This is a genomic window from Paraburkholderia hospita (assembly GCF_002902965.1).
Lineage (GTDB): Bacteria > Pseudomonadota > Gammaproteobacteria > Burkholderiales > Burkholderiaceae > Paraburkholderia > Paraburkholderia hospita.
The window spans coordinates 3,535,836-3,559,956 of sequence record NZ_CP026105.1; the positions used below are offsets into that span (position 1 = coordinate 3,535,836).

At 60.5% G+C, this 24,121-nt stretch carries 19 protein-coding genes, 2 tRNA genes and 3 rRNA genes; 15 read left to right on the forward strand and 9 right to left on the reverse strand.

The annotated features are described in order from the left end of the window. Positions 1-51 precede the first annotated feature (51 nt). Positions 52-1,245: a M20 aminoacylase family protein gene (locus C2L64_RS15995; protein WP_090835887.1), complete on the forward strand. Its 1,194-nt coding sequence runs from the start codon at positions 52-54 to the stop codon at positions 1,243-1,245. A 284-nt stretch (positions 1,246-1,529) separates the two neighbouring features. Here the strand turns inward: C2L64_RS15995 and rrf are convergent. The 6 genes from rrf to C2L64_RS16025 form a co-directional block, all read right to left on the reverse strand. Next, a 5S ribosomal RNA gene (gene rrf / locus C2L64_RS16000) occupies positions 1,530-1,643 on the reverse strand. A 144-nt stretch (positions 1,644-1,787) separates the two neighbouring features. Then, positions 1,788-4,668 (reverse strand): 23S ribosomal RNA (locus C2L64_RS16005). 301 nt (positions 4,669-4,969) lie between these two features. After that, positions 4,970-5,045 (reverse strand) — tRNA-Ala (locus tag C2L64_RS16010). A 51-nt stretch (positions 5,046-5,096) separates the two neighbouring features. Continuing rightward, positions 5,097-5,173: transfer RNA gene (locus C2L64_RS16015), tRNA-Ile, on the reverse strand. 65 nt (positions 5,174-5,238) lie between these two features. Further along, positions 5,239-6,769 (reverse strand): 16S ribosomal RNA (locus C2L64_RS16020). The 16S, 23S and 5S rRNA genes sit together here with 2 tRNA genes alongside, the layout of an rRNA operon. A gap of 444 nt (positions 6,770-7,213) precedes the next feature. Beyond that, positions 7,214-7,990 carry an enoyl-CoA hydratase gene (locus C2L64_RS16025; RefSeq protein WP_090838782.1) on the reverse strand — a complete coding sequence of 259 codons (777 nt, stop codon included), beginning with the start codon at positions 7,988-7,990 and terminating at the stop codon, positions 7,214-7,216. 136 nt (positions 7,991-8,126) lie between these two features. Here C2L64_RS16025 and paaN point away from each other — a divergent pair, with 136 nt between their 5' ends. The 5 genes from paaN (at position 8,127) to paaK (ending at position 13,839) form a co-directional block, all read left to right on the forward strand. Continuing rightward, positions 8,127-9,818, forward strand: a complete 1,692-nt coding sequence (paaN, locus tag C2L64_RS16030; protein WP_090838780.1) for a phenylacetic acid degradation protein PaaN — start codon at positions 8,127-8,129, stop codon at positions 9,816-9,818. A 140-nt stretch (positions 9,819-9,958) separates the two neighbouring features. After that, positions 9,959-11,161 carry a 3-oxoadipyl-CoA thiolase gene (gene pcaF, locus C2L64_RS16035; RefSeq protein ID WP_090838778.1) on the forward strand — a complete coding sequence of 401 codons (1,203 nt, stop codon included), beginning with the start codon at positions 9,959-9,961 and terminating at the stop codon, positions 11,159-11,161. Positions 11,162-11,204: 43 nt separating this feature from the next. Next, entirely contained in the window at positions 11,205-11,996 is a 792-nt protein-coding gene (gene paaG, locus C2L64_RS16040) for a 2-(1,2-epoxy-1,2-dihydrophenyl)acetyl-CoA isomerase PaaG (RefSeq protein WP_090838784.1), read from the forward strand. 1 nt (position 11,997) lies between these two features. After that, positions 11,998-12,459 (forward strand): hydroxyphenylacetyl-CoA thioesterase PaaI, encoded by a 462-nt coding sequence (gene paaI / locus C2L64_RS16045; RefSeq protein WP_090838776.1) that lies wholly within the window; start codon positions 11,998-12,000, stop codon positions 12,457-12,459. 75 nt (positions 12,460-12,534) lie between these two features. After that, positions 12,535-13,839: a phenylacetate--CoA ligase PaaK gene (gene paaK, locus C2L64_RS16050; RefSeq protein WP_090838774.1), complete on the forward strand. Its 1,305-nt coding sequence runs from the start codon at positions 12,535-12,537 to the stop codon at positions 13,837-13,839. Positions 13,840-13,964: 125 nt separating this feature from the next. Here paaK and mltA read toward each other — a convergent pair whose 3' ends face one another. After that, on the reverse strand, positions 13,965-15,197 hold the full coding sequence (mltA, locus tag C2L64_RS16055) for a murein transglycosylase A (RefSeq protein ID WP_090838772.1): 1,233 nt from the start codon (positions 15,195-15,197) through the stop codon (positions 13,965-13,967). Between mltA and C2L64_RS54135 the strand changes: the two genes are divergently transcribed. After that, positions 15,118-15,291: a hypothetical protein gene (locus C2L64_RS54135; protein WP_007580649.1), complete on the forward strand. Its 174-nt coding sequence runs from the start codon at positions 15,118-15,120 to the stop codon at positions 15,289-15,291. The genes mltA and C2L64_RS54135 overlap by 80 nt on opposite strands. A 35-nt stretch (positions 15,292-15,326) precedes the next feature. Here the strand turns inward: C2L64_RS54135 and apaG are convergent, their stop codons facing one another. Beyond that, positions 15,327-15,701 (reverse strand): Co2+/Mg2+ efflux protein ApaG, encoded by a 375-nt coding sequence (apaG, locus tag C2L64_RS16060; protein WP_007580651.1) that lies wholly within the window; start codon positions 15,699-15,701, stop codon positions 15,327-15,329. 254 nt (positions 15,702-15,955) lie between these two features. Between apaG and rpe the strand changes: the two genes are divergently transcribed. The 8 genes from rpe to C2L64_RS16100 all read left to right on the forward strand — a co-directional run bounded on the left by rpe (position 15,956) and on the right by C2L64_RS16100 (position 23,267). Continuing rightward, positions 15,956-16,639: a ribulose-phosphate 3-epimerase gene (gene rpe / locus C2L64_RS16065; RefSeq protein WP_090838770.1), complete on the forward strand. Its 684-nt coding sequence runs from the start codon at positions 15,956-15,958 to the stop codon at positions 16,637-16,639. 1 nt (position 16,640) lies between these two features. Beyond that, entirely contained in the window at positions 16,641-17,363 is a 723-nt protein-coding gene (locus tag C2L64_RS16070; RefSeq protein WP_090838768.1) for a phosphoglycolate phosphatase, read from the forward strand. A gap of 409 nt (positions 17,364-17,772) precedes the next feature. Further along, a complete protein-coding gene (gene trpE / locus C2L64_RS16075) occupies positions 17,773-19,266 on the forward strand; it encodes an anthranilate synthase component I (protein WP_086909642.1) in 1,494 nt (497 codons plus the stop codon). Positions 19,267-19,279: 13 nt separating this feature from the next. Next, on the forward strand, positions 19,280-19,867 hold the full coding sequence (locus tag C2L64_RS16080; protein WP_086909643.1) for an aminodeoxychorismate/anthranilate synthase component II: 588 nt from the start codon (positions 19,280-19,282) through the stop codon (positions 19,865-19,867). A 15-nt stretch (positions 19,868-19,882) separates the two neighbouring features. Next, positions 19,883-20,911 (forward strand): anthranilate phosphoribosyltransferase, encoded by a 1,029-nt coding sequence (gene trpD / locus C2L64_RS16085; RefSeq protein ID WP_007580661.1) that lies wholly within the window; start codon positions 19,883-19,885, stop codon positions 20,909-20,911. A gap of 11 nt (positions 20,912-20,922) precedes the next feature. After that, on the forward strand, positions 20,923-21,708 hold the full coding sequence (gene trpC / locus C2L64_RS16090; RefSeq protein WP_090838766.1) for an indole-3-glycerol phosphate synthase TrpC: 786 nt from the start codon (positions 20,923-20,925) through the stop codon (positions 21,706-21,708). A gap of 30 nt (positions 21,709-21,738) precedes the next feature. Beyond that, a complete protein-coding gene (locus C2L64_RS16095; protein WP_090838765.1) occupies positions 21,739-22,374 on the forward strand; it encodes a CYTH domain-containing protein in 636 nt (211 codons plus the stop codon). A gap of 77 nt (positions 22,375-22,451) precedes the next feature. Then, positions 22,452-23,267, forward strand: coding sequence for a uracil-DNA glycosylase (locus C2L64_RS16100; RefSeq protein WP_090838763.1), 816 nt, complete (start codon positions 22,452-22,454; stop codon positions 23,265-23,267). Between the two features lie 151 nt (positions 23,268-23,418). On the opposite strand, the gene C2L64_RS16105 is transcribed toward C2L64_RS16100, so the two are convergent. Next, positions 23,419-24,015, reverse strand: coding sequence for an FMN-dependent NADH-azoreductase (locus C2L64_RS16105; protein ID WP_007580668.1), 597 nt, complete (start codon positions 24,013-24,015; stop codon positions 23,419-23,421). Positions 24,016-24,121: the final 106 nt, after the last annotated feature.

The window sequence follows — 24,121 nt, forward strand, 5'->3', positions numbered from 1 at the left end:
CGGAATCGACTGTCCGGATCAAACTGCATACAGCCAGACACTCAATCCATCATGAAACTGCTTCCTGAAATCCAAGCCGCTCGCGGCGAAATTCAGACTCTCCGACGAACAATCCACGCCCATCCGGAATTGCGATATGAAGAGACGCAGACAGCGTCACTCGTCGCCAAGACATTGGCTGGATGGGGTATCGAGGTGCATGAAGGCATCGGAAAAACCGGCGTGGTTGGCGTGCTCAAGCGCGGGACGGGGACGAAGTCGATCGGCTTGCGCGCTGATATGGACGCCTTGCCTATCCAGGAATTGAATACCTTCGATCACCGCTCGAAAAACGAAGGGAAGATGCATGCGTGCGGTCACGATGGACATACCGCAATGCTGCTCGGCGCGGCGCGCCATCTCGCCAGGCACGGTGATTTCGACGGCACGATTGTCTTCATCTTTCAACCGGCCGAAGAAGGCGGCGCCGGCGCGCAGGCGATGATCGATGACGGGCTATTCACGCGGTTCCCAGTCGATGCCGTATTCGGCATCCATAACTGGCCGGGCATGCCGGCGGGACATTTCGGCGTCACCGAAGGTCCGATCATGGCGTCGAGTAACGAATTCCGCATTGAAATCACAGGCGTGGGCTCGCATGCGGCTTTGCCGCATAACGGACGTGATCCCGTGTTCACGGCCGTGCAAATCGCGAATGGCCTGCAAAGCGTGATCACGCGCAACAAGAAACCGCTCGATACCGCCGTTCTGTCGATCACCCAGATTCATGCCGGCGATGCCGTCAACGTCGTGCCGGATTCCGCGTGGCTTGCGGGGACCGTTCGGACTTTCACGACGGAGACGCTCGATCTGATCGAATCGCGGATGCGGAAGATCGTGCAAAGCACGGCTGAAGCCTACGAGTGTTCGGTCGAGATGACCTTCCATCGCAACTATCCGCCGACGATCAATAGCGGGAAGGAAGCGCGGTTCGCTGCGGCGGTGATGAAGGAAGTCGTCGGTGAGGAGAAGGTTGACGATACCGTCGAACCAACGATGGGCGCAGAAGACTTTTCGTTCATGCTGCTGGCGAAACCTGGGTGTTATGCGTTTCTTGGAAACGGCAACGGTGGACATCGCGAGGCCGGGCATGGCGCCGGTCCCTGCATGCTGCACAATGCGAGCTACGATTTCAACGATGAGCTGCTGCCGGTTGGGGCCACGTACTGGGTGCGGTTGGCGCAGCGGTTTCTGGCGGAGGCGTGAACAGAGCTTAGGACCCGAGAGTTCAGAACGCAGGATATGCAAGCGGGCGCGTTTGCTGTTTCGCTGAGGGTCGCCGGTACGTGAACGGTTAAGTGGCCACGAGTTGGCGAAGCTGACGTCGCCCAGCCGAGTGACGGTTGGACGGCCGACTGCCGCTGGGAATGGTGGGGATAGACTTGCTTAGGCCGTTGCGGCTTGGCACGGCCGCTGACGCGACCTCAAAACGTGCGCTACAAACGCCAAGACCCCGCTTTTGAGGGCGGGGTCTTGGTCTTGGGTGAGGAGCCTGACGATTACCTACTTTCACACGGGCAATCCGCACTATCATCGGCGTGGAGTCGTTTCACGGTCCTGTTCGGGATGGGAAGGGGTGGTACCGACTCGCTATGGTCATCAGGCATGACGGGTTGCTGCGTCGCATCTGGGGTGCGCCACAGCCAATCTGGAAGAAGCGTAAAGAGGGGGTTGTGTTGTTTCTGGCACAACACCGATCTCAACCTGTGTGTCCTGCTCACCCCGTTGGGGTAAGACACACCTGTTATAGGATCAAGCCTTACGGGCAATTAGTATCAGTTAGCTTAACGCATTACTGCGCTTCCACACCTGACCTATCAACGTCCTGGTCTTGAACGACCCTTCAAGGGGCTCGAAGCCCCGGGGATATCTCATCTCAAGGCGAGTTTCCCGCTTAGATGCTTTCAGCGGTTATCTCTTCCGAACATAGCTACCCGGCGATGCCACTGGCGTGACAACCGGTACACCAGAGGTTCGTCCACTCCGGTCCTCTCGTACTAGGAGCAGCCCCCTTCAAATATCCAGCGCCCACGGCAGATAGGGACCAAACTGTCTCACGACGTTTTAAACCCAGCTCACGTACCTCTTTAAATGGCGAACAGCCATACCCTTGGGACCGGCTACAGCCCCAGGATGAGATGAGCCGACATCGAGGTGCCAAACACCGCCGTCGATATGAACTCTTGGGCGGTATCAGCCTGTTATCCCCAGAGTACCTTTTATCCGTTGAGCGATGGCCCTTCCATACAGAACCACCGGATCACTATGACCTGCTTTCGCACCTGCTCGACTTGTCGGTCTCGCAGTTAAGCACGCTTATGCCATTGCACTATCAGCACGATTTCCGACCGTACCTAGCGTACCTTCGTACTCCTCCGTTACACTTTGGGAGGAGACCGCCCCAGTCAAACTGCCCACCATGCACTGTCCCCGACCCGGATCACGGGCCAAGGTTAGAACCTCAAACAAACCAGGGTGGTATTTCAAGGACGGCTCCACTGAGACTGGCGTCCCAGCTTCATAGCCTCCCACCTATCCTACACAGATCGGTTCAAAGTCCAATGCAAAGCTACAGTAAAGGTTCATGGGGTCTTTCCGTCTAGCCGCGGGGAGATTGCATCATCACAAACACTTCAACTTCGCTGAGTCTCGGGAGGAGACAGTGTGGCCATCGTTACGCCATTCGTGCAGGTCGGAACTTACCCGACAAGGAATTTCGCTACCTTAGGACCGTTATAGTTACGGCCGCCGTTTACCGGGACTTCAATCAAGAGCTTGCACCCCATCATTTAATCTTCCGGCACCGGGCAGGCGTCACACCCTATACGTCCACTTTCGTGTTTGCAGAGTGCTGTGTTTTTATTAAACAGTCGCAGCCACCAGTTTATTGCAACCCCTTCACCCTTTGCCCGCAGGGGCATCAAGCTACAGGGGCGTACCTTATCCCGAAGTTACGGTACCAATTTGCCGAGTTCCTTCTCCCGAGTTCTCTCAAGCGCCTTAGAATACTCATCTCGCCCACCTGTGTCGGTTTGCGGTACGGTCAATGTGAAACTGAAGCTTAGAGGCTTTTCCTGGAACCCCTTCCGATTGCTTCGCTCCCGAAGGAGCTCGCGCCACGCCCTTGAATTCCGTGCCCGGATTTGCCAGAGCACCTTCTCCAACGCAGCGACCGGGACTTCCAACACCCGGACAACCTTCCGCGATCCGTCCCCCCATCGCATTTCACACTGGTGCAGGAATATTGACCTGCTTCCCATCAGCTACGCATTTCTGCCTCGCCTTAGGGGCCGACTCACCCTACGCCGATGAACGTTGCGTAGGAAACCTTGGGCTTACGGCGAGGGGGCCTTTCACCCCCTTTATCGCTACTCATGTCAGCATTCGCACTTCCGATACCTCCAGCACACTTTCCAGTGCACCTTCGCAGGCTTACGGAACGCTCTCCTACCATGCACATAAATGTGCATCCGCAGCTTCGGTATATGACTTAGCCCCGTTACATCTTCCGCGCAGGACGACTCGATCAGTGAGCTATTACGCTTTCTTTAAAGGATGGCTGCTTCTAAGCCAACCTCCTGACTGTTTTAGCCTTCCCACTTCGTTTCCCACTTAGTCATATTTGGGGACCTTAGCTGGCGGTCTGGGTTGTTTCCCTCTTGACACCGGACGTTAGCACCCGATGTCTGTCTCCCGTGATTGCACTCTTCGGTATTCGGAGTTTGCTATGGCGAAGTAATCCGCAATGGACCCTTCAACCATGACAGTGCTCTACCCCCGAAGGTGATACACGAGGCACTACCTAAATAGTTTTCGGAGAGAACCAGCTATTTCCAGGTTTGTTTAGCCTTTCACCCCTATCCACAGCTCATCCCCTAACTTTTCAACGTTAGTGGGTTCGGACCTCCAGTACGTGTTACCGCACCTTCATCCTGGCCATGGATAGATCACCTGGTTTCGGGTCTACACCCAGCGACTGAATCGCCCTGTTCGGACTCGCTTTCGCTACGCCTGCCCTAATCGGTTAAGCTCGCCACTGAATGTAAGTCGCTGACCCATTATACAAAAGGTACGCCGTCACCCCTTGCGAGGCTCCGACTGTTTGTATGCATGCGGTTTCAGGATCTATTTCACTCCCCTCCCGGGGTTCTTTTCGCCTTTCCCTCACGGTACTGGTTCACTATCGGTCGATCACGAGTATTTAGCCTTGGAGGATGGTCCCCCCATCTTCAGACAGGATTTCACGTGTCCCGCCCTACTTGTCGTACACCTAGTTCTTCCTCGCTGTTTTCGCCTACGGGGCTATCACCCACTATGGCCGCACTTTCCAGAGCGTTTGGCTAACAGCAAAGATAAAGAGTACAGGCTGGTCCCATTTCGCTCGCCACTACTTTGGGAATCTCGGTTGATTTCTTTTCCTGCGGTTACTTAGATGTTTCAGTTCACCGCGTTCGCTTCACGTAGCCTATGTATTCAGCTACGGATACTCCATTCGGAGTGGGTTTCCCCATTCGGACATCTTCGGATCATTGCTCGTTTGCCAGCTCCCCGAAGCTTTTCGCAGGCTACCGCGTCCTTCATCGCCTGTGATCGCCAAGGCATCCACCACATGCACTTGTTCGCTTGACCCTATAACGGGTGTGTCTCTCCGTGTTGCCACGTCAGACCCACTCGCTACAGGTTGAGTTTTAGCGTTGTGCCGTATTCCAAGGCTGTCTTTCGACAACCCTTAAAAATACATTGATACAATCACAACCCTGATTCACCTACTCACGCGCCCATCTCTAAGCACGCTTTCGCGAATCTCTTTACTACTTCTTCCTGATTGTTAAAGAACGACAGCCGATATCGAACTGCAATACCGCATCTGACTGGCTCAATTGCCAATGCGAAGTCTTCTGCGTTCTGCAGAACACTGTGCATTGGGAATTGGTGGAGGATGACGGGATCGAACCGACGACCCCCTGCTTGCAAAGCAGGTGCTCTCCCAGCTGAGCTAATCCCCCAGTCATACAGTACACAGGAGAATCTTCAGTCAGCCACCGCAGACAAGACGCTGGTGGGTCTGGATGGATTCGAACCATCGACCCCCGCCTTATCAAGACGGTGCTCTAACCGACTGAGCTACAGACCCCTGAGCCTGTCTTCAATTAACAGCCGACAAGTGTGAGCGCTCAACTTTGAGACGCGAAGCTCTGGAAAGGAGGTGATCCAGCCGCACCTTCCGATACGGCTACCTTGTTACGACTTCACCCCAGTCATGAATCCTACCGTGGTGACCGTCCTCCTTGCGGTTAGACTAGCCACTTCTGGTAAAACCCACTCCCATGGTGTGACGGGCGGTGTGTACAAGACCCGGGAACGTATTCACCGCGGCATGCTGATCCGCGATTACTAGCGATTCCAGCTTCACGCAGTCGAGTTGCAGACTGCGATCCGGACTACGATCGGTTTTCTGGGATTGGCTCCACCTCGCGGCTTGGCAACCCTCTGTTCCGACCATTGTATGACGTGTGAAGCCCTACCCATAAGGGCCATGAGGACTTGACGTCATCCCCACCTTCCTCCGGTTTGTCACCGGCAGTCTCCCTAGAGTGCTCTTGCGTAGCAACTAGGGACAAGGGTTGCGCTCGTTGCGGGACTTAACCCAACATCTCACGACACGAGCTGACGACAGCCATGCAGCACCTGTGTTACGGCTCCCTTTCGGGCACCCCCACCTCTCGGCAAGGTTCCGTACATGTCAAGGGTAGGTAAGGTTTTTCGCGTTGCATCGAATTAATCCACATCATCCACCGCTTGTGCGGGTCCCCGTCAATTCCTTTGAGTTTTAATCTTGCGACCGTACTCCCCAGGCGGTCAACTTCACGCGTTAGCTTCGTTACCAAGTCAATGAAGACCCGACAACTAGTTGACATCGTTTAGGGCGTGGACTACCAGGGTATCTAATCCTGTTTGCTCCCCACGCTTTCGTGCATGAGCGTCAGTATTGGCCCAGGGGGCTGCCTTCGCCATCGGTATTCCTCCACATCTCTACGCATTTCACTGCTACACGTGGAATTCTACCCCCCTCTGCCATACTCTAGCCCGCCAGTCACCAATGCAGTTCCCAGGTTAAGCCCGGGGATTTCACATCGGTCTTAGCGAACCGCCTGCGCACGCTTTACGCCCAGTAATTCCGATTAACGCTCGCACCCTACGTATTACCGCGGCTGCTGGCACGTAGTTAGCCGGTGCTTATTCTTCCGGTACCGTCATCCTCCCCAGGTATTAACCAGGAAGTTTTCTTTCCGGACAAAAGTGCTTTACAACCCGAAGGCCTTCTTCACACACGCGGCATTGCTGGATCAGGGTTGCCCCCATTGTCCAAAATTCCCCACTGCTGCCTCCCGTAGGAGTCTGGGCCGTGTCTCAGTCCCAGTGTGGCTGGTCGTCCTCTCAGACCAGCTACAGATCGTCGCCTTGGTAGGCCTTTACCCCACCAACTAGCTAATCTGCCATCGGCCGCCCCTTGAGCGCGAGGCCTTTCGGTCCCCCGCTTTCATCCAGAGATCGTATGCGGTATTAATCCGGCTTTCGCCGGGCTATCCCCCACTCCAGGACACGTTCCGATGTATTACTCACCCGTTCGCCACTCGCCGCCAGGGTTGCCCCCGCGCTGCCGTTCGACTTGCATGTGTAAGGCATGCCGCCAGCGTTCAATCTGAGCCAGGATCAAACTCTTCAGTTCAAACCTGTTACTGTTTTTCGGTTGTTTTACCAACCGGTCGCTCACTCAAAATCACTGACGAAAGATCTGATTACTCAAACCTTCCTCAATTACTTCCGTGTGAGACTCGATTACTTTCGCTATTCGGTGACCCGAAGATCACCGCGCGCCGCCATCGAGCACCCACACTTATCGGCTGTTGATTGTTAAAGAACATTCGCGGGAAGCGCCTTGCTTTCACCACGTTGCTGCGTCAGCAGCAGAGAAACGAGATTATGAAGAACCTTTTTCGTTTCGTCAACCGGTTTTTTTAACTTCCCAACCTGTCGACTCCACCGGAAAGCCCCGTCAATGCTGGCTCTCCCGCCTTCCTCGTTTCCTTCGCGCCGCGTTGGCCGCAGCGCGAAAGACCGGAATTCTAGACACTTGCCTGCGTGGTTGCAAGCGGTTTTTTGAGCAATTCGATCAACGGTGTTTAAAGACGGGTTTTCGCTTCTCGACAAAAGCGGCCATCCCTTCTTTCTGGTCTTCCGTTGCGAACAGCGAATGGAACAATCGACGCTCGAAATGCACCCCTTCAGCCAATGTCGTCTCGTAAGCGCGGTTGACCGACTCCTTCACCATCATCACCGCCGGCATCGGAAACTCGGCGATGGTCGCAGCCGCAGTGATTGCCTCGTCGATCAGATTTGCCGCCGGGATCACACGCGACACCAGTCCGGAGCGCTCCGCCTCGGCGGCATCCATGAATCGCGCGGTCAAGCACATATCCATCGCCTTGGCCTTCGACACCGCGCGTGGCAACCGCTGCGTACCGCCGGCTCCAGGCATGACGCCTAGCTTGATCTCCGGCTGACCGAATTTCGCCGTGTCAGCGGCAAGAATGATGTCGCACATCATCGCGAGCTCGCAGCCACCGCCGAGCGCGAAACCGGCAACGGCAGCAATGATCGGCTTGCGAACTGATCGGACAGCTTCCCAGTTCCGCGTGATGTAGTCGCCCTTATATACATCCATATAAGAGTATGTCGACATCATTCCGATGTCCGCGCCCGCCGCAAACGCTTTCTCGCTTCCGGTAATAACAATGGCGCCGATGCCCTCATCCGAATCGAACGCGCGCAGCGCTTCGCCCAGTTCATCCATTAACGCGTCATTCAGCGCGTTAAGCGCTTTCGGACGGTTCAATGTAATCAGACCGACGCGGCCACGTGTCTCAACCAGAATGTTCTCGAAGCCCATGCACTCCTCCTAAGTGTTTACCAGCAGGCGCAAGAGGCTCGCGCCGCATCCCAATAATGCTAACATTCACCAACCAACCGGTCGGTCAATAAATCGACAAGGTTTCTTCTAACGTTCAGTCAGCATCTTGCCCGCCATGACCCACCCACTCTTTACGAAGCACGAAGACACGCTGCAGAAAGCCCTTGCCGCCATTGAAACCCGCGGCTACTGGAGCCCATTCTCTGAAATGCCGAGTCCCAAAGTGTACGGGGAAACCGCTAACGCGGACGGCGAATCGGCGTTCAAGGCTCTTCTGAACAAAAAGTTCGAACTCGACCAGCCGAGCACGGGCGAGATCACAGCAGCAGAACAATCGCCTTTCGGTTTCCCGCTCGGAATCCGCTACCCCAAATCCGATCCGGACGCGCTGATTGCAGCTGCGGCCAAAGCCCAACGGAAATGGCGCGAAGCCGGCCCTAAAGCCTGGATCGGCGTGAGCCTCGAGATTCTTACGCGGATCAATCGGCTGAGCTTCGAGATCGGCTACAGCGTGATGCACACGACTGGCCAGGCATTCATGATGGCTTTTCAGGCGGGCGGTCCGCATGCGCAGGATCGCGCGCTCGAAGCCGTCACCTATGCGTGGGACCAGTTGCGCCGAATTCCCGCCGACGCACATTGGGAAAAGCCGCAGGGTAAGAATCCGCCGCTCGCGATGCAGAAGCGCTTCAACATCGTGCCGCGCGGCACGGGTCTCGTCCTCGGGTGCTGCACGTTCCCGACGTGGAATGGTTACCCCGGCCTGTTCGCAGACCTGGCAACCGGCAACACTGTCATCGTCAAGCCGCATCCGGGCGCGATCCTGCCGCTCGCGATCACCGTGCGCGTCGCCCGCGACGTGCTGCGTGAAGCCGGTTTCGATCCGAACGTCGTGACCTTGCTCGCGACCGAACCGAACGACGGCGAACTCGTTCAGAACCTCGCGAAGCGCCCGGAAATCAAGCTGATCGACTTCACGGGCAGCACGCAAAACGGCACTTGGCTGGAGCGCAACGCACACCAGGCGCAAGTGTTCACCGAAAAGGCCGGCGTGAACCAGATCGTGATCGACTCCATCGACGACATCAAAGCCGCCGCGCGCAACATCGCGTTCTCGCTGGCACTGTACTCGGGCCAGATGTGCACTGCGCCGCAAAACATCTATGTGCCGCGCGACGGCATTCGCACGGCCGAAGGCACGATCCCCTTCCAGGCCGTTGCCGACGCAATTGCCGGTGCTGTCCAGAAGCTCGGCTCGGACCCGGCTCGCGCTGTAGAACTGCTGGGCGCGATCCAGAACGAAGCCATCGAGCAACGTATCGACGAAGCCCGCAAGCTGGGACACGTTCTCGCGGACAGCCAGTCGCTCGAGCATCCGACGTTCGCGGGCGCCCGCGTACGTACCCCACTGGTGCTGCAACTCGATGCCGCGACGGACGAAGCGAAGTTCACGAAAGAATGGTTCGGCCCGATCTCCTTCGTGATCGCGACAGACTCGACCGCGCAATCGCTCGAACTTGCCGGCCGCATCGCCGCCGAACATGGCGCGCTCACCCTCTCCGTCTATAGCACGGACGACACGGTGATCGAGGCGGCCACGGAAGCCTCGATTCTTGGCGGCGTCGCGCTCTCTATCAATCTGACGGGCGGCGTTTTCGTCAATCAGTCGGCAGCGTTCTCGGACTTCCACGGCACGGGCGCCAACCCCGCTGCGAATGCCGCGCTCGCCGACGCTGCCTTCGTCGCGAATCGCTTCCGCGTTGTTCAAAGCCGGGTTCATGTTGAACCGAAGGCCGTTGCCGCGTAAGTCGGCCGAACGACATAGGACGTTTGACCGGCGTTTTGGCCTATAACTTCAGGCCGACTTAAGCCGCGCCGGACGTCGAACTAACATGCAGTTCAAGGGCCGGCGCGCTTGCCGGTCCGCTCTCTTGCAGGAACCCCGATATGACCGACGCATTTATCTGTGACGCGATTCGCACGCCCTTCGGCCGCTACGGCGGCGCGTTGAAAGACGTCCGTCCCGATAACCTGGGCGCCGTCCCGATCAAGGCGCTGATCGAACGGAATCCCGGCGTAAATTGGCGAGCGCTCGACGACGTGATCTACGGCTGCGCCAATCAGGCGGGGGAAGACAACCGGAACGTGGCACGCATGTCGGCGCTGCTTGCTGGCTTGCCGACGGACGCGCCCGGCGCCACGCTCAACCGGCTGTGCGGATCGGGCATGGATGCAGTCGGCACGGCAGCCCGCGCGATCAAGGCTGGCGAGGCAAACCTGATGATTGCGGGCGGCGTCGAAAGCATGACGCGAGCGCCGTTCGTGATGGGCAAGGCAAGCTCGGCGTTCTCGCGGCAATCGGAGATTCACGACACGACCATCGGCTGGCGTTTCATCAACGCACAGATGAAGCGCGAATACGGCGTCGATTCGATGCCCGAGACAGCAGAAAACGTCGCCGTCGACTTCAATATCAGCCGCGCCGACCAGGACGCGTTTGCAATGCGCAGTCAGGAGAAGGCGGCCCGCGCACAACGCGACGGCACGCTCGCGCACGAAATCGTGCCCGTCGAAATTCCGCAGAAGAAGGGCGAGCCAATCCGCGTGGCGCTCGATGAGCATCCGCGTGAGACGTCGCTCGAAGCACTCGGCAAACTGAAGGGCGTCGTGCGGCCGGATGGCTCGGTGACGGCGGGTAACGCATCTGGCGTCAACGACGGTGCGTGCGCACTTCTTATTGCCAGTGAGGCAGCGGCCGAACAATACGGCTTGCGGCGCCGTGCCCGCGTGATCGGCATGGCAACGGCAGGCGTCGAGCCGCGCATCATGGGCATTGGGCCGGCGCCCGCCACGCAAAAGCTGCTGAAGCAACTCAACATGACGCTCGACCAGTTCGACGTGATCGAACTCAACGAAGCGTTTGCGTCTCAAGGTCTGGCCGTTCTACGTCAGCTCGGTTTGCGCGACGACGATCCGCGCGTCAATCCCAACGGCGGCGCGATCGCGCTGGGGCATCCGCTCGGTGCGTCCGGCGCACGCCTGATTACGACGGCGCTGTACCAGCTCGAGCGCACCAACGGACGTTACGCGCTGTGCACGATGTGTATCGGCGTCGGGCAAGGCATCGCCCTTGCCATCGAGCGCGTCTGAGCGCGCCGACTGCCCACACCGTATGGAGACGAGGAGACAAGCAATGACCTATGAAGCGATCGGCGTAGACATCGACGCCGCCACGCGCGTCGCGACCGTGACGCTAAACCGCCCCGACAAGCTGAACAGCTTTACGCGCGCCATGCATCAGGAACTGAGCGCAGCGCTCGACGAAGTCGAGGCCGCCGGCACGCGCGGGCTCATACTCACGGGCGCCGGCCGCGGCTTCTGCGCCGGCCAGGATCTGGCCGATCTGGATTTCACGCCAGGTGCCATGACGGATCTCGGCGACCTGATCGATAAACACTTCAATCCGTTGATTCGACGTCTGCAAGCCCTTCCGCTGCCCGTCATCGCCGCCGTCAATGGCACGGCGGCAGGCGCAGGCGCGAATCTCGCGCTCGCCTGCGACCTCGTGCTGGCCGCACGTTCGGCGAGCTTCATCCAGGCCTTCGTGAAGATTGGGCTCGTGCCGGATTCCGGCGGCACGTGGTTCCTGCCGCAACGCGTGGGCATGGCTCGCGCGTTGGGACTCGCGATCACGGGCGACAAGCTCAGCGCCGACAAGGCGGAAAGCTGGGGCCTTATCTGGAAGGCCGTGGACGATGCCGAATTGCAGAGCACGGCAACCCAGCTCGCCGCGCAACTCGCGCAGCAGCCCACGCGCGCGATCGCGGCCATCAAGCAGGCGATGCGGTCGAGCGCCACGCAAACGCTCGATCAGCAACTCGATCTCGAACGCGACATGCAGCGCGAACTCGGCGCATCGCATGACTACGCGGAAGGGGTCCGTGCGTTCATCGAAAAACGCGCGCCGCGCTTCGAGGGCCGCTGACATGTCCACGCAACCCAACCTGAGCAACGCGATGACGCCCGACGAACTCGCCCGCGCGACTGCCGAAGCCATGTATGCGATCGACGCCTGCAGCAAGGCGCTCGGCATCGACATTCTCGAAGTGCGCGCTGGCTACGCGCGCCTTCGGATGAGCGTGAGGCCGGACTTCCTGAATGGCCATCAGATCTGTCACGGCGGTCTGATGTTCACGCTGGCCGATTCGGCGTTCGCGTTCGCCTGCAACTCGTACAACATCAACACCGTCGCGGCGGGCTGCTCGATCGAGTTTCTGCGCCCTGTGCACGGCGGCGACATCCTCACGGCAGAAGCTGTCGAGCAGACATTGAGCGGTCGCAACGGCATCTACGACATTCGCGTCACGAACCGCGCGAACGAGACCGTTGCGATGTTTCGCGGCAAGTCCGCGCAAATCAAAGGCACCGTGATCCCCGTCGACGACTGACAGGGAACGTCACTCTCTTACGTAATTGCGTCGCCTTTCGCGCGGCATCCTATTCTGAAAGCAAGGAGACATTCGATGACTACCCCGCTCCCGCTCGATCCCATCGAAAAGGCGAGCCGCGACGAACTCGCTGCGCTACAGCTCGAACGGCTGAAATGGTCGCTGGCTCACGCCTATGAAAATTCCCCTGTCTATCGACGCAAGTTCGACGAAGCGGGTGTGCATCCGTCGGAGCTGAAGACGCTGTCCGACCTGTCGCGCTTCCCCTTCACTACGAAAAAGGATCTGCGCGACAACTATCCGTTTGGCCTGTTTGCCGTACCGCAAGATCAGATTTCGCGCATTCATGCGTCATCGGGAACGACGGGCAAGCCGACCGTCGTCGGCTATACCGCGCGCGATATCGACACCTGGGCGAACCTCGTCGCACGTTCGATCCGTGCGGCAGGCGCGCGGCGCGGCGACAAGGTCCACGTGAGCTACGGCTATGGCCTCTTCACGGGCGGTCTCGGCGCGCACTACGGCGCGGAACGCGCGGGCCTCACGGTCATTCCGTTCGGCGGCGGTCAGACCGAAAAGCAGGTCCAGCTGATTCAGGACTTCCGACCCGACATCATCATGGTGACGCCGAGCTACATGCTGTCGATCGCCGACGAAATGGAGCGTCAGGGTGTCGATCCCAAGACATGCTCGCTGCGCATCGGCATCTTTGGCGCGGAGCCCTGGACCAACGACATGCGCCGCGCGATCGAAGAACGCATGGGCATCGACGCCGTCGACATCTACGGCTTGTCCGAGGTGATGGGTCCAGGCGTGGCGTCCGAATGCGTCGAAACCAAAGACGGCCCGACGATCTGGGAAGACCACTTCTACCCCGAGATCATCGATCCCGAAACGGGCGAAGTGTTGCCGGACGGCGAACTCGGCGAACTCGTGTTCACGTCGCTGACGAAGGAAGCGTTGCCGATCGTCCGTTACCGCACGCGGGATCTCACGCGTCTGCTGCCCGGAACCGCGCGTACGATGCGTCGGATGGAAAAAATCACCGGTCGCTCGGACGACATGATGATCATTCGCGGCGTCAACGTGTTCCCGACGCAGATCGAAGAACTGCTGCTGAAGCAACACGCACTCGCGCCGCATTATCAGATCGTGCTGACCAGAGAAGGCCCGCTCGACGTGATGACGCTGAACATCGAACCTTGCCCGGAGACCGCGCCGGACACAGCCGCGCTGGACACCGCACGTAAGGCGCTGGCCTATGACATCAAGGCACTGATCGGCGTTACGGCGAACGTGGTGCTGCTCGGCGTGAACGGCATCGAGCGCTCGGTGGGTAAAGCGCGTCGCGTGATCGACAAGCGCCAGGCAGGCGCGTAACTCTCGACACGCGAGCAAATCGAAGAGTACGGGCGTACAAAAGCAAACAGCCCGACGGATGTGACACAAACCGTCGGGCTGTTTCAGGTCGGGCTATCCCCTGACCTCAGGATCGTGACTCAGTATCACGAATTAGGCAGCAGCAGCCACATCCGTCCGCCCTGCTTCATCTTGCCGGCCAGATCGCCCGCTTCGTCGCCGAGTCCCCAGAAGTAGTCGGCACGCACGCCGCCCTTGATCGCCGAACCCGTGTCCTGAGCAAACACCAGACGATTCATCGGTGCATTGGTCATCGGGCGCGTCGTCTGGAGGAAGACGGGCGTGCCGAGCGGGATCGCCGCCGGATCGACGGCAATCGAACGCTCCGGCGTGAGCGGCACGCCAAGCGCGCCGATCGGACCATCGGCGCCGCCGCCAGGCGCAGGCTCGCTCGACGGCATCTCGCGGAAAAACACGAAGCGCGGATTCGTGTCGAGCAGGCCATCGACACGCGTCGGGTTTGCGCGCGCCCACGCCTTGATGCCTTGCATGGTCGCCTGCGACGGCGTCAGCTCACCGCGATCGAGCAACCATCGGCCAATCGACTTGTACGGCTGATTGTTCGTCCCGCCAAAGCCGACGCGCATCACGCTGCCGTCTTCCATCACGATGCGTCCCGAGCCTTGCACCTGCAAAAAGAAAGCCTCGATAGGATCGTCGACCCACACGAGTTCATTGCCGTTCAGCGCGCCCGAACGCTCGAGCTGCGCACGCGCCGGCATCGCAGAACCGGGGCGGTACGCCGAAGGCCAACGGTACAAGGCCGTCTGATACACGCCTTGACGCACGCGTGAACCGCGCAGTAGCGGCTCGTAGTAGCCTGTCACGAGTCCGTCGAGCGTGCCGTCGGTGTTCGAGAACTGGAACGGCGTGAAGTAGGTTTCGAAGAAAGTGCGCGCGCTCGCCACGTCCAGATCGTCAAGCATCAGCGCGGCCGCGCAGGCGCGCCGCCATGTCGACTGGCTGGCGAGGCGCACGCAGTTCTGGCGCAGCGCCGCAGCCGCGCCGATCAGTGAATCGTCCTGCCAGCCCGGCACCTGTCGCCACGCGACCGGCGTCAGCCGCTGGGCGGCGATCTGGCCGGGTATGATCGCGGCACCCGTCGGCGGTGAAACGGATGGCCGCACCGCGCCGCCGCCGCCGCACGACGCAAGCAGTACGGCAAGCGACAGCGCTCCCGCCCAGGCCGCGGCCCGGCGGGCAAAGCGCATACAATGATTGTTCTCGATGGAAACTGCCATGTCTGATCTGCTCGACGAATATCCGATGCTCATCTTCGCGCTGGAGTCGCTCCTGGCGCTTTCGCTGCTGATTTTCATCGTTGTGTGGACAGCGTCCGGCAAGAAAAAGAATGCCGCACGCCAGAAGCAGGACGCCAAACAGGTCCCGCCGCAGCAGCAACCGCGTCGCTGACTGACAGCGCGCGGCGTCTCATGTTCAACGCGCGCTCAATGCAGCGTGCGCGGCATCCGCAGAACGAATTCCGGTACGGGTGCGTCCCAGCGCTCACCGTCCTCCGCCACGCAAAAATACTCGCCGCGCATCGTCCCCACGGGTGTCGCGATCACCGCGTAGCTGGTGTACTCGAACTGCTCGCCCGGCTTCAGCAACGGCTGATGCCCGACCACACCGAGGCCTTTCACTTCCTGAACACGGTTTTCGCTATCCGTAATGACCCAGTGACGCGCGATCAGTTGCGCGGCGACCTGGCCTGTATTGCGGATGGTGAGCGTGTAGGCGAAAGCGTACTTCCGATGCTCCGGGTCCGACTCCTCGGCGATGTACCGGACCTGGGAGGACACGCTGAATTCGTACTGGCTCATGCTGATTCCGATGGTGAGCAAAGCGCGCAATCGATCCGCGCAAGGCTGTGTGCAGGCGGCTCGGCGCGACTTGCGGCGCGCCGGCACAGGCGTTGACATGGTTTGGCATTCTGCTTGATGCAGCGCGGGCCCGCAACCGCATCGGCCAGCCGGACAACACTCCAGAACATGACGAAAGCCATGCCGCGCCGAAGGCCGCGGCGCGCCGGCCGGCGCTAAAATAGCGGTTTTCCGTCTCCCGCCCACCCCACGCCATGACCCAATTCCGTATCGCTCCCAGCATCCTGTCCGCCGACTTCGCGCGGCTCGGCGAAGAAGTCCGCAACGTCGTAGCCGCGGGCGCCGACTGGATTCACTTCGACGTGATGGACAACCACTACGTGCCGAACCTGACGATTGGCCCGCTCGTATGCGAGGCGATCCGCCCGCACGTGCAGGTGCCCATCGACGTGCATCTGATGGTACGCCCCGTCGACCGCATCGTGCCGGACTTCGCGAAGGCCGGCGCGAACTTGATCAGCTTTCATCCGGAAGGCTCGGACCACATCGACCGCACGCTGTCGCTGATCCGCGACCACGGCTGCAAGGCGGGTCTCGTGTTCAATCCCGCCACGTCGCTGAATTACCTTGATCACGTGATGGACAAGGTGGATCTCGTGCTGATCATGTCGGTGAATCCGGGCTTCGGCGGGCAGTCGTTCATTCTCGAAGCGCTGAACAAGCTGCGCGAAGCACGCGCAAAAATCGACGCGTACAAGGAAAAGACCGGCCGCGAGATTCATCTCGAAGTCGACGGTGGCGTGAAAGTCGACAACATCGCGGAAATTGCGGCGGCGGGCGCGGATACCTTCGTGGCCGGCTCAGCGATCTTCGGCCACCCGGACTACAAGACGATCATCGACAAGATGCGCGGCGCGCTGGCATCGGTTGGGCGCTGAGATGGAAACGACGCCTCATTACCCCGCTCCTGCCTTCACGGCCGGGAAGATTCGCGCGGCGATCGTCGATCTCGACGGCACGATGGTCGATACCGCCGACGACTTCACCGCCTCCCTGAACGGCATGCTCGCCCAGTTCGACGCGGAAGAAACCTCGCGCGAAGAGGTGATGGACTACGTCGGCAAGGGCTCCGAGCATCTGATCCGCAGCGTGCTCGCGCCGCGCTTCGAAGCCGAGCTGGCGCAGTCGCGCTTCGACGAGGCGCTCGCGATCTACCAGGAGGAGTACGCGAAGATCAACGGTCTGCACACGCGGCTCTATCCCGACGTCGAAGCGGGCTTGATCGCGTTGCGCGACGCGGGTCTCGTGCTCGCGTGCGTGACCAACAAGCCGCATCGGTTCGCGACGCAGCTGCTCGAGCATCACGGGTTGCTGCATTACTTCGGTGTCGTGCTGGGCGGCGACAGCGTCGCGGCGAAAAAGCCCGATCCGCTGCCGATGCTCACCGCCTGCAAAGCCCTCGGCGTGTCGCCCAAAGAAGCCGTCGCGATCGGCGATTCGCAGAACGATGCGTTCGCAGGCCGCGCGGCCGGCATGGCGACGCTGACCGTCCCGTATGGCTACAATCACGGCGAATCTGTTCAAACCATAAAATCCGATGGTATAGTTGTGTCGCTGTTGGGCGCCGCCAAGGCGATCGCAGCACACAATGCAGTACAATAAGTGTCAATCAACGCAACACCCAATCACTGACTTAACCAAAGTCTTCTCTCATGTTTCTGAATAAAAAACGGAGTCTGAGCACGATCGACCGGGGAGCCTGGCCCTGGCGTCGCTGGTCGCGCTGATACCTCGCCCGAGGTACGCTGAAGCTCGTCTTTGGCACCCGTTTTTTACTTCGCTGCGCTCACGCGCTTTTCCGAAACGCCGGTTTGACCGGCACGCAACCGCTGCAATGAGTTTCAGCTAGCCGTCGTGTACCTTGCGTACTATCGTCGTGCTGTGAAGCCGTGCATGCGTTCGGGAAAGCGCGCGCCGGTCTCCCAACCTGTGACGAGCACATTCGACCGGTAACGCAGCCCCCGCTTTGTCCGACGCTAGCAGCGCACGGACGCACGAACAGGATCGGAACATGACCGAACTCGAATTTCAGTCCCTCGCGAACGAGGGCTTCAATCGCATCCCGCTGATCGCCGAAGCGCTGGCCGACCTCGAAACGCCGCTGTCGCTGTACCTGAAGCTCGCGCAAACCGAGCGCAACGGCGCGAACTCGTTTCTGCTGGAATCGGTGGTGGGCGGCGAACGCTTTGGCCGTTACTCGTTCATCGGCCTGCCGGCGCGCACGCTGATCCGCACGCGTAACGGCGTGACGGAAGTCGTGAAAGACGGCAAGGTCGTCGAGACGCACGAGAGTGACCCGCTCGAATTCATCCAGCAGTTCCAGAATCGCTTCAAGGTCGCGCTGCGTCCGGGGCTGCCGCGTTTCGCGGGCGGTCTTGCCGGCTACTTCGGCTACGATGCCGTGCGCTACATCGAGAAGAAACTCGCGCACACGGCCCCGCCCGACGACCTGAACCTGCCCGACATTCAGCTCCTGCTGACGGAAGAAGTCGCCGTCATCGACAACCTCGCGGGCAAGCTGTACCTCGTGATCTACGCCGATCCGACCACGCCCGAAGCGTACACACGCGCAAAGCAGCGTCTGCGCGAACTGAAGCAGCGGCTGCGTACGACGGTGCAGCCGCCTGTCACGTCGGCGAGCGTGCGTACCGAAATTTTCCGCGAGTTCAAGAAAGACGATTACCTCGCCGCCGTGCGCAAGGCGAAGGAATACATCGCGGCAGGCGAGCTGATGCAAGTGCAGGTCGGCCAGCGTCTGACGAAACCGTATCGCGACAACCCGCTGTCGCTTTACCGCGCGCTGCGTTCGCTGAATCCGTCGCCGTACATGTACTACTACAACTTCGGCGAATTCCATGTGGTCGGCGCGTCGCCGGAAATTCTCGTGCGTCAGGAAAAGCGCAACGAAGACCGCATCGTCACGATCCGTCCTCTGGCAGGCACGCGTCCGCGCGGCAATACGCCTGAGCGCGACGCCGAACTCGCGACCGAACTGCTGAACGATCCGAAGGAAGTCGCCGAGCACGTGATGCTGATCGACCTCGCGCGCAACGACGTGGGCCGTATCGCGCAGATCGGCTCGGTGTCCGTGACCGACAAGATGGTGATCGAAAAGTACTCGCACGTGCAGCATATCGTCAGCTCTGTCGAGGGCACGCTGAAGCCGGGCATGACCAACTTCGACGTGCTGCGCGCGACGTTCCCGGCGGGCACGCTGTCGGGCGCGCCGAAGGTTCGCGCAATGGAACTGATCGACGAACTCGAACCCGTGAAGCGCGGCCTCTACGGCGGCGCAGTCGGCTACCTGTCGTTCACGGGCGAGATGGACCTCGCGATCACGATCCGCACGGGCGTGATCTGCAACGGCAATCTGTATGTGCAGGCGGCAGCGGGCGTGGTCGCCGACTCGGTGCCCGAATCCGAATGGCAAGAGACCGAGAACAAGGCACGCGCTGTGATGCGCGCCGCCGAGCAGGTGCAAGACGGCCTCGATAGCGATTTCTGACCGGAGACAGACCATGCTGCTGATGATCGACAACTACGACTCGTTCACCTATAACCTGGTCCAGTACTTCGGCGAACTCGGCGAAGACGTAAGGACCTATCGCAACGACGAAATCACCCTCGACGAAATCGCGAAGCTCAACCCCGAGCGCATCTGCCTGTCGCCGGGACCGAGCAATCCGCAACACGCAGGCATCACGCTCGACGTGCTGCGCGAATTTTCCGGCAAGTATCCGATCCTCGGCGTGTGTCTCGGCCACCAAGCGATCGGTGAAGCGTTCGGCGGCCGTGTGGTGCGCGCGCAGACCATCATGCACGGCAAGGTGAGCCAGATCGAAACCGACTGCAAAGGCGTATTCGCCGATCTGCCGAAGCACTTCACCGTCACGCGCTATCACTCGCTCGCGATCGAGCGCGAATCGCTGCCTGATTGCCTCGAAGTATCCGCATGGACCGCCGACGGCGAAATCATGGGCGTGCGTCACAAGACGCTGCCTGTCGAAGGCGTGCAGTTCCACCCGGAATCGATCCTGTCGGAACACGGCCACGCGTTGCTCGAAAACTTCGTGAAGCAGTCGAAGGCCGTGGCGCGTAGCGCCTAACAAGGAGACATCAAAATGATTACGGCCCAGGAAGCGCTGCAACGCACGATCGAGCACCGCGAAATTTTCCACGACGAAATGCTGCACCTGATGCGCCTCATCATGCGCGGCGACATGTCGCCCGTGATGGCGGCCGCGATCATCACGGGGCTGCGCGTCAAAAAAGAGACCATCGGCGAGATCACCGCGGCCGCCACGGTGATGCGTGAGTTCGCCCGTCACGTTGAAGTGCAGGACAATTCGAACTTCGTCGATATCGTGGGCACGGGTGGTGACGGCTCGCACACGTTCAATATCTCGACGGCGACGATGTTCGTGACGGCGGCTGCGGGCGCAAAAGTCGCGAAGCACGGCAATCGCGGCGTGTCGAGCAAGTCGGGCAGCGCGGACGTGCTCGAAGCACTCGGCGTCAATATCGATCTGCAGCCGGAACAGGTAGCCGCGTCGATCGCCGAAACGGGCATGGGCTTCATGTTCGCGCCGAACCATCACCCGGCGATGAAGAACATCGCGCCCGTGCGCCGCGAACTCGGCGTGCGGACCATCTTCAACATTCTCGGTCCGCTGACGAACCCGGCAGGCGCGCCGAACCAGTTGCAAGGCGTGTTTCACGCCGACCTGGTCGGCATTCAGGTTCGCGTGATGGAGCGTCTCGGCGCAAACCACGTGCTGGTCGTGTATGGTATGGACGGCATGGATGAAGTCTCGCTAGGCGGCGCAACGCTGGTCGGCGAACTGCGCGACGGTCGGGTGACCGAGTACGAGATTCACCCCGAGGACTTCGGCATGCAGATGGTGTCGAACCGCACGCTGAAAGTCGCGGACGCGACAGAATCGAAAGTGTTGCTGCTCGAAGCGCTCGACAACAAGCCGGGTGTCGCGCGCGAAATCGTCACGCTGAACGCGGGCACCGCGCTGTACGCGGCGAACGTCGTGGAGTCGATCGCAGACGGCCTGCAGCTGGCCCGCGAAGCGATCGCGAGCGGCAAGGCGCGTGCGAAGGTCGACGACCTGGTCCGCTTCACGCAACAGTTCAAGAAATAAACGGGATTTACATGAGCGATATTCTCGACCGCATCATCGACGTCAAGCGCGAAGAAGTACGCGCCGCGCAGCAAAGCGCGCCGCTCGAAGAGTTGCGCCTGCAGGCATCGTCGCGCGATCTGCGCGATTTCGTCGGCGCGATTCGCGCGAAGCATGAGGCGGGTCTCGCGGCCGTGATCGCCGAGGTCAAGAAGGCGAGCCCGTCGAAAGGCGTGCTGCGCGAGAACTTCGTACCGGCGGAGATCGCGCGTTCGTACGCGAAGCACGGCGCGGCATGTCTGTCCGTGCTGACCGACGTGCAGTTCTTCCAGGGCAGCGCGAAGTATCTGGAAGAGGCGCGCGCCGCGTGCGATCTGCCCGTTCTGCGCAAGGATTTCATCGTCGATCCGTATCAGATCCTCGAAGCGCGCGCGATGGGCGCCGACGCGATCCTGCTGATCGTCGCTGCACTCGAACTCTCGCAGATGCAGGATCTCGAAGCGTACGCGCACTCGCTTGGCCTCGCGGTGCTTGTCGAGGTGCACGACAAGGATGAACTGGTCGACGCGCTGACGCTGAAGACGCCGCTGATGGGTGTGAACAACCGCAATCTGCGCACGTTCGAAACATCGATCGACACCACGCTCGGCCTGCTGGACATGATGCCGGACGACCGCATCGTCGTGACCGAGTCGGGCATCATGTCGCGCGGCGACGTCGAGCGGATGCGCGCGATGGACGTGAACTCGTTCCTCGTCGGCGAGGCGTTCATGCGCGCCGAAGAACCGGGCGCGGAGCTTGCGCGGATGTTCTTCTGATTCTCACCACGTTACCGAGCGAGCCGCGCGATGGGCATGGAACACGAGATCAAGCTGTCGCTGCCGACCGGTCAGGTCGGCGCCGCGACGCAATGGTTGATTCAACGCGCCGGTAGCAAGGGCCGCACGATCACGCTCGAAAACAGCTATTACGACACGCCGTCGCTGACGCTCGCGCGCGCGAAAAGCGCGGTGCGCGTGCGCCGCACGCCGGACGGCTGGCTGCAGACGTACAAGACGGTCGGCACGTCGAGTGGCGGCTTGCACAGCCGGCACGAGTGGGAAATGGCCATCAAGGGCAACGCGCTCGAGATCGACGCGCTGCTCGCAGCCTGTGACGACGAACCGTCGAAGGAAGCGTTGCGTAGCGCGCGTGACGACTTGATTCCGCTGTTCAGCACCAATTTCTCGCGGACCATCTGGCACGTGAGCATCGACGGCGCCGACGTCGAGGCGGCCATCGACCAGGGCGAGGTTGTCGCGGTCGTGAACGGCGAAACGCGCCGCGCACCGATCTGCGAGATCGAACTGGAACTGAAGGACGGTGACGCGGGCGCGCTGAAAGCGTTGTCGGCAGAACTCGCGCAAGCCGTGCACGGCTTGCGTCCCGATGACGTGAGCAAGGCGCAGCGCGGTTATCGTCTGCGCGAAAGCAGCTCGCAATAAGCGGCGAAAGCAGCAAACACGCAAGCACGCGCGCAGAACCTTGAGCGCGCACGCGTTTGCTGCCACACTAGCCCGCCATGAATTCCGCAAAACGCTCCCGCACCCCGCCGACGCAGCCGTCGCTCTTTACCGACGACGACACCCACGCCGCCGCGCCCTCTCCCGTCACAGACATTCAGACGCTCGAAGCGCAATTCGAAGCCCTGCCGCCGGCCTGGCGCGCACACCTCAAACCGTTTATCGATAGCGATATGTACGCGCCGCTGTGCCAGTTCGTCGACGGCGAGCGCGCGTCCGGCAAGACCGTCTATCCCGCCGACGTATTCCGCGCGCTGCGACTCACGAGTCCCGACGACGTCAAGGTCGTGATTCTCGGCCAGGACCCGTATCACGGCGAAGACCGTGGCACGCCGCAGGCGCACGGCCTCGCGTTTTCAGTGCCACCTTCGGTGCGGCCGCCGCCGTCGCTGCGCAACATCTTCAAGGAAATCGCCGCAACCCTCGGCCATGAGGCGCCGCAGCACGGCTGTCTCGACGCGTGGGCGCGACAAGGCGTGTTGTTGCTCAACACGGTGCTGACCGTCGAACGCGATCGCGCCGCGAGTCACGCGAAGCGCGGCTGGGAAAAATGCACCGACACGCTGATCCACGAACTCGCGATGCGTCACGATGGGCTCGTCTTCATGCTGTGGGGCGCGCACGCGCAGGCCAAGCGCGCGCTGCTCGGTGGCAAGTCGCATTGCGTGCTGGAAGCGCCTCATCCCTCGCCGCTGTCGGCGCATCGCGGGTTTCTCGGCTGCCGGCATTTCGCGCTCGCCAACGAATTTCTCGAAGCGCACGGCCGTCAGACCATCGACTGGCGTTTGCCGGAAACGGGCGAAGTGTTCGCCTGACGCGCACCGCAATCCGCCGAAAACTCAAAAAGAAAACGCCACGGAATTGTGTTCCGTGGCGTTGTGTTTTGCCGTCACGAAACGGCCGATCACCATATCGGACGGGCAAGCGGCCAGCCGGATGGCTCACCGCATAACCGTTTCAGACAGCTCAGGCAGCAGCAATCGCTTCGCGCGCGCCAGCCAGTGCCGCGTTCGCTGCGTCCGGGCCCATGGCCAAGCCTTCAGCGTAGATGAAGTTCACGTCCGTCATGCCGAGGAAGCCGAGGAACGTCGTGATGTAAGGCGTCTGCGTGTCGCCCGGCGTGCCGGCGTACTTGCCGCCGCGTGCCGAAACCACGAACACCTTCTTGCCCGTCACGAGACCTTCCGGACCATTCGCGCCGTACTTGAACGTGATGCCAGCGCGTGCGATGAAGTCGAAGTACGTCTTCAGTTGCGACGTGATGCCGAAGTTGTACAGCGGTGCGCCGATCACGACGAGGTCGGCAGCTTGCAGTTCGGCGATCAGCGCTTCGCTGCGCGCTGCGATCGCTTGCTGTTCAGCCGTACGCTGCTCGGCCGGCGTGAAGAACGCGCCGAGAATCGCGTCGTCGAGGTGCGGCAGTGCGCCTTCGTGCAGATTGCGGACGACGACTTGCGCGCCCGGATTCGATTGTTGCAGCTTTGCCGTCAGTTCGTTCGCGAGCAGCGTCGATTGGGCGCCTTGCGAGCGAGCCGACGAGTTGATTTGCAGGATCGTGGTCATCTGTGACTCCAGTGAGGGGCGCGCTGTGTTGCGCGAGTGGAGCCATTGTGTTTTTTTACCCGCCCGGGAAAAAGTAGCGCGGCGGCGACGGATTGTTGCAACGATA